At 59.0% G+C, this 11,013-nt stretch carries 7 protein-coding genes; 2 read left to right on the top strand and 5 right to left on the bottom strand.

Annotated elements, in window-relative coordinates:
- Positions 1-919: 919 nt before the first annotated feature.
- Together VNM72_10940 and aroB are read left to right on the top strand one after the other, a co-directional pair.
- Positions 920-2,419 carry a hypothetical protein gene (locus VNM72_10940; GenBank protein HXF05915.1) on the top strand — a complete coding sequence of 500 codons (1,500 nt, stop codon included), beginning with the start codon at positions 920-922 and terminating at the stop codon, positions 2,417-2,419.
- Positions 2,416-3,621, top strand: coding sequence for a 3-dehydroquinate synthase (gene aroB, locus VNM72_10945; protein HXF05916.1), 1,206 nt, complete (start codon positions 2,416-2,418; stop codon positions 3,619-3,621). The genes VNM72_10940 and aroB overlap by 4 nt, the downstream gene beginning before the upstream one ends.
- Positions 3,622-3,868: 247 nt before the next feature.
- On the opposite strand, the gene VNM72_10950 is transcribed toward aroB, so the two are convergent.
- From VNM72_10950 to VNM72_10970, 5 genes are all read right to left on the bottom strand, one after another.
- Positions 3,869-5,518: a glycosyltransferase family 39 protein gene (locus VNM72_10950; protein HXF05917.1), complete on the bottom strand. Its 1,650-nt coding sequence runs from the start codon at positions 5,516-5,518 to the stop codon at positions 3,869-3,871.
- 1,284 nt (positions 5,519-6,802) lie between these two features.
- Positions 6,803-7,288 (bottom strand): hypothetical protein, encoded by a 486-nt coding sequence (locus tag VNM72_10955; protein HXF05918.1) that lies wholly within the window; start codon positions 7,286-7,288, stop codon positions 6,803-6,805.
- 701 nt (positions 7,289-7,989) lie between these two features.
- Positions 7,990-8,772, bottom strand: a complete 783-nt coding sequence (locus VNM72_10960) for a ThuA domain-containing protein (protein ID HXF05919.1) — start codon at positions 8,770-8,772, stop codon at positions 7,990-7,992.
- Between the two features lie 54 nt (positions 8,773-8,826).
- Complete coding sequence (locus VNM72_10965) at positions 8,827-9,873, bottom strand: VWA domain-containing protein (protein ID HXF05920.1); 1,047 nt, start codon at positions 9,871-9,873, stop codon at positions 8,827-8,829.
- On the bottom strand, positions 9,870-10,841 hold the full coding sequence (locus VNM72_10970) for a VWA domain-containing protein (GenBank protein HXF05921.1): 972 nt from the start codon (positions 10,839-10,841) through the stop codon (positions 9,870-9,872). The genes VNM72_10965 and VNM72_10970 overlap by 4 nt, the downstream gene beginning before the upstream one ends.
- Positions 10,842-11,013 lie beyond the last annotated feature (172 nt).

Genomic DNA, 11,013 nt, shown 5'->3' on the forward strand with positions numbered 1-11,013 from the left:
CATGGAAGATCTCCGGCAGATTGCCGAGGCAGCCCCCGGGCACTCCATGGAGATCGTCTACATGCGGTACAACCCGACAACCTCTCAGCCTGAAGGCTACCGTACAACACTGAAGTCCGTGCCCCGGAAGGCTCCGAGACCTCGAGATTGCGAGTCTCTGACGTTTCATGTAACACAAGAAGGCGGCTCGTCGGCCTCGTCCTGACAATAGGGGAGAACGATCCTTGTGCGTGAGGACAATCACGGATGTTGGCAGTTCGCCCTCGTGCTGATAATAGGGGAGAACAATCGCTGACCGCGTCGGCAATGTGAACCAATGACCGGTCAAACAGCGAAGTCTAGGGAGTCAGACCATTTAGTCCGTTGTGGGTGAGAGGTCATGAGAGTGAGTGAAAAAATCCTAAATTTCAGATCGCAGATTGACTCTCCCTTACACTTGGCTCGGAGCACCGTTTCCGGGGGAATTGACCCGTCAGGGAAGGGGCGATTCTTCGCGTGCTCCGGTTAGCGCAAGGTGTGCTGCTCGCTGAGACAGTCGAGGGAAGGGTGCCTGGAGATGAGAGGCCCCAAGTGATCTTCAGATAGCGCTCCGGGGGACGCTGCCCCTGAGCCTGGCACGAGTGTGATCACGCATCCCAGGCCGGTTACGTGCAGGGTGCTCTTGCTCGGCGAGGTCCGTATAGTCTTCTCGTCGGGTCTTTTCGTCTTTGTGTAGGAGGAAAAAGCCCGTGACTTATCGCAGGAAGGAAGAGCTGGCGGCCGTTTCACTTTTGGTGCAAGAAAATCTCCGAGTTTCAAGGTCTGTCGAGATCTCAAGATTTCATAGCCATTAATGCCACCATCTTCGAAATGATCACCTGAGCGCGGCTCTCTTGACAGCTGCGACGCCGCTTGGCTAAGTTCGATGCCTGGACCAGCGATGACGGATGAGTATCGAGAGGAATTCGCTCGCTTCAACGAAGCTCTCACGCGCGAGCATTATCTGCATTATTCCGGACAAAAATCCACGCTGGAACTCGAGCCGATTTACGACCGCTTTGGGCATCTGGTGAGCGGCGATGCGATTGATCGTCTCAAGAGCGAGCGCGATCGTGTCCCCGCTTCTTTCGAGACTGCTCGTCGGGGGTGGGATTATCTCCTCACTTTTGCCATCGAACATCGGCTTGAGCTTGACGCGCGTCCGCTCACCGAACAGATCGCGGCGTCCGAAGCTCAGGCCCTGATTCGCTGGGATTCCGAGGAGATCACGTTTTATCAAGCGGCGACGCGATTGGCCACGGAAGCCGATCCCCAGCGACGGCGTGAGCTGGATCGAGAGCGTCGCCAGGTCATCTCCCGCACAAACGAACTGAGAAGGGAGCGACTCGCCCGGCTCTACCGGTCAGCGGAGATGCTGGGCTATCCGAACTACCGCGAGCTGTATCGTCAGCTTCGCCCCTACGATATGGAGGCGGTGCTCACGCAGGCAGAAAAGCTGAGGGAACGCACTCTCGAACGATACGAAGCAGCTCTCCGACGCGCCGTGATCGAAGAGCTGGGGTTGCCTCCGGAGATGGCCGACCGCGCCGATCTGGCATTCTTCCTTCACTATGACCGATTCAACGATTTCTTCCCACGGGATGGTCTGAGAGCTGCCTATCGCGAGACGCTCAACGCCCTCGGCATTGACTGTGACGCCCAGAAGAATATTGAGATTGATGACGTCGAGCGACCGGGCAAGCATCCTCGCGCCTTTTGTGCGCCTATTCGGGTGCCTGAGGAGATCAAACTGGTCGTTCTTCCGGTCGGCGGACAGGACGATTATCAAGCGTTCCTTCACGAGGGAGGGCACGCGCAACATTTTGGCTGGACGGCCGCCTCCCTGCCGCCGGAATTCAAATATGCCGGGGATCAGGGACTGAGCGAAACCTACGCTTTTCTCTTCCACTATCTCGTCTTGGATCGGCGATGGTTGGACGAGGTGCTTCGCTTCGTCCGCAGCGATGACTTCCGTCAGGGGCTCGCGTTGCGCAAGCTTCTTTATCTCCGGCGGTACGCGGCCAAGTTCGAATACGAATGGAACCTTCACGCCGGGGGGAATCCGGACGAAGCGGCCGAGGATTATGCCCGCCGACTGACCGAAGCCACCGGCTTCCGCTATCCTCCTGAGGAATTCCTGAGCGACCTCGACGATGGATTCTACTCGGGCGACTATCTTCGCGCCTGGGCTGCCGAGGTCATTCTCCGAGATTACCTGAAGACGCGCTACGGACATCGGTGGTGGAAGAATCGAAGGGCGGGAGAATTCCTCATAGACCTCTGGCAAACCGGTCAGCGATATACGGTGGATGAACTGGTCGGTCATCTCGGCGTGCGCTCGCTCTCGTTCGAGCCGCTGGTGGATGAGATGCTCGATCTCCTGCGAGGGAAAAATAGATGACCGGGTCGCTTCGAGGACCATCGGTTCAATCATGGGAGACCGGTCCCCTCACCTCGCAAAAGAGCGTGAGGCCCCGTCTTCTTGGGCGCGTGACTGTTCCGCTTGGAGAGCGAAGCTACGACATCCTCATCGGGGACGGAATTCTCAGCGCCTCAGGGACGTTCATCGCCCGGGCTGTGGGAACGGCGATCACCCGGGTGGCCATTCTCTCTCATCCTCGGATTTTTCGATTGCATGGAGCGCCGCTTGTGCGGAGCTTGAGAGCCTCAGGCTGGCCGACATCGCTTCACCTCATCCCGGAAGGAGAGCGGTCGAAGACGCTCGCCACAGTTGAGCGGCTTTCCTCTTCACTGGTGAGAGCGCGACTGGATCGTCACTCGCTCATCTGCGCTCTCGGCGGGGGCGTCATCGGAGACATCGCCGGATTCGTGGCGGCGACGTTTCTCCGGGGCATCGCCTACTGCCAGATTCCCACAACGCTGCTGGCCGCCATTGACAGCGCCATTGGGGGAAAGACCGGAGTCAACCTCCCGGAAGGCAAGAACCTCATCGGGGCATTTTATCAACCGCGCGTGGTGCTGACCGATGTGCGTACGTTGCGAACGCTTCCTCGGCGAGAGCTGATGGCTGGCGTGTGCGAAGCCATCAAGTACGGCGTGATTCGTGACGGCGATCTCTTCCACTTCGTTGACCGGCATCTTCCCTCGTTGCGGGCGGGGGAGCCGGAACCGCTGGCCTATCTCATTCGTCGGTGTTCGGAGATCAAGGCCGAGATCGTCGCATCGGATGAGCGGGAGTCGGGCCTCCGTCAAATCCTCAATTTCGGTCATACGTTTGGCCATGCGCTGGAGCAGGTCACAGGGTTTCGGCGCTTCAAGCATGGCGAGGCCGTCGGCTACGGCATGATCATGGCCGGTCGGCTGGCCGTCGCGCTGGGACTCTTTCCTTCGGACCAGGCGCGTGAGATCGAGCGGGTGATCCGTCGGTGCGGACCTTTTCCGACTCTGAGCGATCTCACCCCCGGCGACATTCTCCGGGCCATGCAAAGTGATAAAAAAGCGCGCGGCGGTCAGCTCACCTTCGTTCTCCCCCGGCGCATCGGCGAGGTGACTCTCCGCCGGGACATCTCACCGAAAGCCGTGAGAGAGGCCATTCGCGGCGTGCTGAATGACCCCGCCCTGGGAGGCCGTCGCGGTCGCTGATTCTCCGCTGCGGAGCGCGAGTTTCGATGACACCTCCAGCCTTTTGTTGCCCGCCGATCAGGGATAATGGTTCGGTCTTCCCTTTCCACGATTACCACCCGTCTCTGTTCCCCCGGCGGTGAACGACGGGGCTTGCGTCAATCGCACCTTTCGGGACGGCCCCAGCGAAGAAGCCCTTTCCTTATGGTCTCCTGCCCATTCGGGTGTTTTTTCCGACTCCGTGGCGGGGGAAGTTTTTGCTTTCTCGTCAGGGGATCCGACGCCGCAACAGAAGGAGCCGAATACGGGAATCCGAGGAAGGGAATCTCCGATCCGAAACGATGGTCCACTGCGAGAGGCGAAGGTCCGGTTCCGAAAAGAGCGGCGACCGGTAGTCAATAACAACCCACACGCGAGCTTCTCGAGTCTGCTCCAGGTGGTCAGCAAGAGGCAACGGAGGTAGCTCCGCCGGAGGGAGGGCATGGACGATGGGCGTTGCCCTCAGTTCGTAGCGCAGACACCGATCCATATAGGCGGGATCAACGAGGATGCGATCTCCATGTCGCCACTCCGCCGTGAGAATGGATGCGACCGGCCGATAGTCGCTGTCGAATAACGGGGCGCGATAGTGCGCCTTCAGACCGAGCAGCATGGGCACGCTCAGAAGCCCCACGGTGATCCTTCGGCTCCACTTCCCCCGCAGGCTCATCACGGCTGCCGCGAGAAGAAGGAAGTAATAGGGGGTGATCATCGTGAGGTAACGCCCGAAATCCATGTATTGCCGGAGGGCCAGGAGAACTCCACAAATGAGGAGCACAGGAATGAAGAAGAGGGCCTGCAGGAGACCGGCTCCCGCCGCTGCCCGCGTCCCGCGCCAGAGAAGAAAGAGGCCGAGCCCGATGGCCAATGGATAGAGCGACAGATTCTCCAGAGCCCGCAGAAGCATCTCGGCATTCCACCGATACTCGACGAGATTCTTCAGGGCGTAGAAGACCCCTTGAGGATAGACGAACGCCCCCACCGACATCTTGCCCACGAAGAGGAAGAATTCCTCGATCAAGTCGGTGTGCTCCAGCGGCGGACGCCACTCCTGGCGAGGACGCGAGCGGACCTGATAGATAAACGTCATCAGCCAGGGCGCATAAAGTATCAGCACGCCAAGCTGCCACAGCACCCATCGGCGCACCGAGACCCAGGGAGAGGAAGAAAGCTCACGTCCTCGATGCACGATCAGGCCGAGGAAATGCAGATTCACGGCGGCGAGCACGAGCATTCCGAACAGATGCGTATACAGCGCGAGCGCACCCGAGACCATATAGCCCAGGGCTCCCGCCATATCCGACTTTCTCCGAGGATGAGAGGAGCCCGGGATATCCGACCGCTCGAAGGCGACGGTCGCCTTCGACAGATTCGGCAGTAATCCTTCCCGGCGGAGGAACCGAACGTAACAGAGAACAGCTCCCAGAGTGAGTGCCGTTACCAGGGCGTACATCCGCGCTTCCTGAGCGTAAAAGACCTGGTGGGGAGAGAGGGCCAGGAGGAATGCCACAAGAAGCGCTGCCGGACGGGAAAGAATCTGCCGCCCCAACCAATAGGCTCCCGCGACGATGCCGACGCTGGCCAAAAGTGACGGAAGGCGCAGAACGGCCGCGCTATCGCCAAAAAGAGCCGTCCAGAACTTCAGCACGATGGGCAATAACGGAGGGTGAATATTGCTTCGTCCTTCCTCAAGAATGAAGCGGATCGGGTGCTGCGAGATGTACCAGGACCAGGCCTCATCAAACCAGAGGTTCCGCGCACCGAGACGATAGGCCCGCAATGCCAGGGCCAGCAAAAGAGCCATCCCCAGACTCCATGCCACCATGTCCCGTCGCGTCCCGGAGACGGCTCTTTCTTCAAGCGCTGCGTCTTGCTTCATCTCCTTCACCGATCAACTCTCTTCCCGGTGGCGCATTATGTCCGCCTTTGGCCTGGCATTTCAAGGTGAGGACTCCCTCCGGCTTCTGCCGGTGGCTTGCCCGCACCGTCGTCGCGGTCGGCGCGCACAGCAAAACACGCGCAGGCTGATCAACCAAGAGGCCAACCTATGAATCAGCAGATCCACGCATCTTTTCAACGGGGGATCACAGGGAGAGAGCTGACTTGCTGAAAACCACAAAAACTCTTTTGCGAAGATTAAGATTTGGCGTGTATCACGGGTTATTTTTCAGGCGGTGTAGCGCGGCGCCGGCAAACACGCGCCGGCGACAAATGCCGCACGACGCCACCCGACCACGTACGATCACCGGGCCATCGAGCATCCCCAAACTACGATGCGAGACGTCTTATGCGTGCGGGTGTTCTCCTCCGAAAAATAAAATAGCCGCAGGTTTCCCCCGATTTTTCTCGCTGTGAGAATTCGTGTGAAAACTCCACCGGGATTATAGTTACCGTTTCCCCTCAGGCATATTTGAGCTAAGATGCTCGATCCACCATCTCAGCCCCTGAGGAGTTCAAAGCGTAACCTCAAGAGCCAGCGATAGCAGTGACAGGGTAAAAATTGGAACTCGAATCCAAGTGGCAGAGGTAAACCGTTTTTGAAAAACCTATCACCTGTTGCACCTGTAGCGCAAGGGATGTGCTTTCCTGCTTCAACGATACGTGGCTCGTAGACCCGCTTCTCCTGTTGTCGCAGAGCCTATCTCTACGGGCGTACAGGGTCCCCACCACGCGATCCTCTGGATCGCGCGGCTGTCCCTTGCAGGGTCAGGGTAGAGAGGCTCACATCTGAAAGTCCCGGCAGGGACGGATGACAATAGGATCGCGGGGGACAGACCAGAATTTTTCAGCGGGTCTCGATAGGGACGGATGAACGGTTCGTTCCCCGCACGTCGCGTTTACCGAACTCCCCCGGTCGCCGCATTTGCCCCGTCAGGGGCGAGTGGTAATAGATCAGCGGGATGAAACAAAATTTTTCACTCCGTCCTGGTAGGGACGGGGTGGAACATTGGCTTCCGACCCGACAACCGATACATCTGCGCAGCAAACCTTCACTTCTCCCTGCTGGGACGTGTGAATGATGTGGGGATCTACTGTTGGTCGCCCCTGGCTGTTAAATCCCTTGTGACAATTGGACGAGGTGCGTTGCCGGGAGCGCCCGCTTTCAGCCCGCCACAAGCAGGCGCTCCCAGCTCCTTTCCTCTCCGACAACACCCCCCGTCCCTCACGGACACAGGGTATTGTCGTCTATGTTCCTGTCAACGAACGAAAATACCCGCCGCCCTGGACCGAACGGAAGCACCAATGTGGCGGCGCCTAGGCGCCGACGGAGATCAGTTACCCCTCTGAGCAGTGGGCTCTGGAGGGAAAGAAGGTCCCCTCGTTGGCTCAGGATCACCGCTCCGGTGAAGACTCGCCCATCGGCAGCCCGGAACCGGTATGTCCCCCGATCCCGGTCTACCTCCAGACAATTCCCGCTGCCTTGCAGCACGAGCAGATTCACCTCCACCCGCGTGTTGGTGAAGGTGCGTTTGACGGTCTCGCCTGCATCCAGATCAATGGTCGCCGTCCGTGTGTTCAGATCCACCGTCGTCACATTATCCGGATCGGTGCAGACCAGGTTAGTCAGCGCCCACCCTGGGACCGCTCCTTCGGTCACCGTATAGCTGCCAGGTGCAAGATCGGTGAACGTTTGACTGTGGGGTGGCATCGGATCAGCCTCATCGTCCAGGGAGAAGTTGGCGCCGAAGCGGCGACTGAACTCGAAGTCCTGTGAATCATCGGGCGTTGCATCCTTAATAATCGTGATGCTGCCTGCCCCTGAAACGCTCAGAATGACTGAACTGGAACCATGCGTCACATTCCACAACAACCCGCCAGGGAGTGACGGTGGATTGGTAGTGGCAGCTGATCGTGATTATGCGTGACGTGGTCGCGCCAGTTGTTGCAGAACCGTTCCATCGTCATACAACTCGGGGAAATAGCTCGGTATGTAGCGGGATTTCAATTGCCGCTCCTAGCGCCTGAGCAGAACCGCCACTTTGTTTGGAGCCTTCTGGAGTGCAAATCCTTGCTCTATCGGTTACGATGATGACTCGACGTTGGCAACCGGACAAAAGGGACAAGAGCAAAGAGCCCCGACTGGAGTTTCTTTTTTGTCAGGCGCTTAGGCAACAATTCCAGCCGCTTCAGCGCCTGTTATGCCGTTGGTCAAGGACGAGCTTTTCAGGGGACACTTTTCATCGTTTCTTGGTGGAGGTGCGGCTTCATGAAAAACTCACCGGGATTAATCACCGTGGAGCAGGAGGGTCGTCGGCGCACGTTACCGGCAGACGGAGATTCTCACGCCTTTGTTCGTGGTCTTTGTCCGGGTACGAGTATAAGGTTTAGGCCGGACGCATCAGGCTCGCTCTACTTCACCGTGTCGGGGAGCTGGCCGAGAGCCCAGCGAATGCCGCCCAGAAGCAGCTTGCGGAATCGTTCGTCCTGCCACACGGCCGGATCATCGCCAAAAGCGGTGTAAAAGACGCGACCCCGACCGTAGCGACGACACCAGGCCAGAGCGAAATCTTTATCCGTTCGCTTGACCCCCGGTCGCGTCAGATCAACCGACGAGACATCCAGACTCAACAAGACGTGGACCTTATCCCGCGACCAGTTCTTGAACTGGTAGATTTCATCGGTGATGCGGAACGATTCCGGCAGATGGCGCGTTGCCGGATGGAACCGATCCTCCACGCGAACGACGACTTCCTGCCGCCAGGGATGACCGTCGAAGTAACCGCCGAGCATCTCGCCATACTCCGGCCAGCCGTAGAGCGTATCGGCGGCGCTGTGAACGCCGATGAATCCTTTACCTGAACGAATGAAGTCAAGAAGGGCTGCCTTTTGACTTTCACTCAAGGGAAGTTCGCCGGTGGTGAAGAAGAAGACGGCATCGTACTGTTTCAAATTCTCGGCGGTCAGGACGGAACAATCGCGCGTGACCGTGACGGCGAACGCGCCCGATGCTTCGCCAAGTTCGCGCACGACCTTCTCCGATAGCGGCAGCGCAGCATGTTGAAATCCCGCGGCCTGGGTGAGATAGAGCAGACGATGCCGGGGCGTCGAGTCCGGTCTCTGGACAGGGCAAACTGTGATGGCGTTGATCAGGAGTACACCCAGGGTCCAGCCGTAACGGATTTTCTCCAGCATCTTCCCGCCTCCGTATGAACCGCACAGGCTGGAACGCCTGCGCGACATGGCGATTCACCGGGAGGACGATTCCTCTGAGCTATCGGCGGCCGTTTTCGGCGCATAGTAGCCGCGCCGGTGGTGGACCTTGACGCTTCTCCGCGTGGGGATGCGGATCGAGATCGAGCGGTAACTGCCTCCCGGCGGCGATGCGGATGGATAGTAGGCGACCAAATACTGGCTTCTCAGCTCCAGCTCAATCTCGCGGAACGCTTTAGTGAGGTCCTCCGATGTTCGAGGGAAGTAGGCTCGGCCACCCGTCTCCTGAGCCAGGCGTTTGAGCACTCCTTCGTTGATGCCGTAGCGAAACCGATCACCAATCCCGATGGCGAAGATGATAGCTTCGGCCCGCAACGCCTGCTCGATGGCTTGCTGCAATTTGTAGACGCTGGTCGTGTCCTCGCCATCGGTCAAAAGCAGGATCGTTCGCCGACCCGCTTGCCTGGCCAGCAGCTCACTGGCGGTGAGATAGATGGCATCGTAGAGCGAAGTGCCCCCGAACTTGCTGTCGGTATCCTGGCGGGTGGGCGGCGTGTAGCGCACTCGAGCCAGAGCCTCCTCCAGCCGACTCACGGTCGAAGTGAAATCCTGCATGAGGATCACTTCATCGCGAAACGCAACAATCGAGACGACGTCTTTGCCCGGACGAATTACCGAACGAATGAACTGGGCGGCGGCCCGCTTCTCTTCGGGCAGGGTGTATTCCTGGCTGCCGCTGATGTCAATGAGCAGGGCAATGGTCAGCGGCAGATCGGTTTGCCGGACAAAGGTGAAAATCTCCTGCTCCTGACCGTTCTCGTAGACTTTCACTTCTTCCCGACGAATGTCGGTGATGAGGCTATTGCGCCGATCGGTCACGGTGAAGAAGACATTGACCAATCGCGCACTGAGGTTGATGGTTTCTTCCTGGGACGTCGTTTCGGACGGCGGCTTCTGGATGCGCGGCTTGGAGGGGGGCTCCTGAAGACGGCTCGGCGCACTCGCCCCCAGGCCGGACAGGCCGAGCAGCCCGATCAAACCCATGCTGAGAAGGAAGCGTCGCATGTCTCGCCGCGAGGTCACGCTTTGGGAGCCGTGTAGCCGCGCTTGGTTCGCGCCCGCAGATTGTCTCGGCCAACAATTTTCACTTCGATCTTGCGAAAGCTGCCATCGCGAGCCTGATTGGTGGAGACATAGAAGAGATAGTACTGACTGCGCAGCTCCTGGCTGATCTCGGTGAAGGTGCGTTCCAGATCGAGCAGTTTCGCCGGGAAGAAGGCCTTTCCTCCGGTGGCTTCGGCTATACGGCGCAGCTCTTTATTTCCCGGTGCGTCCGTGATGCCGCCGGTCACACCAAAGCCGCCGACATTGGTCGTGCCGATGGTATAGATCACGGTCTCCACCCGCTGAGCCAGATCAATCACTTCATCGAGAGTATGTTCGCTCGCGTTATCCTCGCCGTCGGAGATGACGACGAGCGCCCGCCGACCGGGAGCCGTCCACATCTTTTCTTCGCACACGCGATAGATGGCGTCATAGAGGGCCGTCGCGCCGATGGGTCGAGCCGATCGGACCGCCTGTTTCAACTGTTCGTGATCATCGGTGAAATCCTGGAGCAGTTCGACCGTCGTGCTGAAGGTCACAAACAGAGCCTGATCTTTGCCCGGCCGGACGATGGCATCGAAGAAGGCCATGGTCGCTTCCTGCTCGAACTTCAACTTCGGGCGGACGCTGTTGCTGACGTCCATGAGCAGCCCGATGCTCAACGGAAGCTCGTTCTCTTTGGAGAAGAGGAGGATCCGTTGCGGAACGCCATCCTCGCGCACGTCAAAATTCTCCACCGTCAGATCGGTGATGAGCCGTCCTGATTTATCGAACACCGTTACCGGCACATTCACTCCGATCGTGGCCAGCCGAACATCTTCCTGAGGCGGAGCGGGGGAGTTTTGCCGGGAAGCACCGGACTGATTGCTCCAGCCAGCCCCGACGGACAGAGATCCGACAAGAAGGCCGCCGAGGAGCCTCGTGATGAGTTGGCGCGATCGCATCATCGCTCTGAGAGAGGCGATATTATATGGACGCGGCGAGGGCTGTGTCAAACTCTCTCCGGGCAGAACGCCGCGCAGGGACAGCGGCGACACCGATCATGCGACGGACGTGCCGGGAAATCGGCGAGGGTGCGCCCCTGGGCAGCCTGCCGACAGAGCGCCGTGACGACGGCGG

This window comes from Blastocatellia bacterium, assembly GCA_035573895.1.
Lineage (GTDB): Bacteria > Acidobacteriota > Blastocatellia > HR10 > HR10 > DATLZR01.

Excerpts from the sequence above, each read along its gene's own strand:
- VNM72_10940 (HXF05915.1), top strand. The coding sequence starts at position 920 with ATGACGGATGAGTATCGAGAGGAATTCGCTCGCTTCAACGAAGCTCTC.
- VNM72_10955 (HXF05918.1), bottom strand. The coding sequence starts at position 7,288 with ATGCCACCCCACAGTCAAACGTTCACCGATCTTGCACCTGGCAGCTAT.
- VNM72_10970 (HXF05921.1), bottom strand. The coding sequence starts at position 10,841 with ATGATGCGATCGCGCCAACTCATCACGAGGCTCCTCGGCGGCCTTCTT.
- VNM72_10950 (HXF05917.1), bottom strand. The coding sequence starts at position 5,518 with ATGAAGCAAGACGCAGCGCTTGAAGAAAGAGCCGTCTCCGGGACGCGA.
- VNM72_10960 (HXF05919.1), bottom strand. The coding sequence starts at position 8,772 with ATGCTGGAGAAAATCCGTTACGGCTGGACCCTGGGTGTACTCCTGATC.
- aroB (HXF05916.1), top strand. The coding sequence starts at position 2,416 with ATGACCGGGTCGCTTCGAGGACCATCGGTTCAATCATGGGAGACCGGT.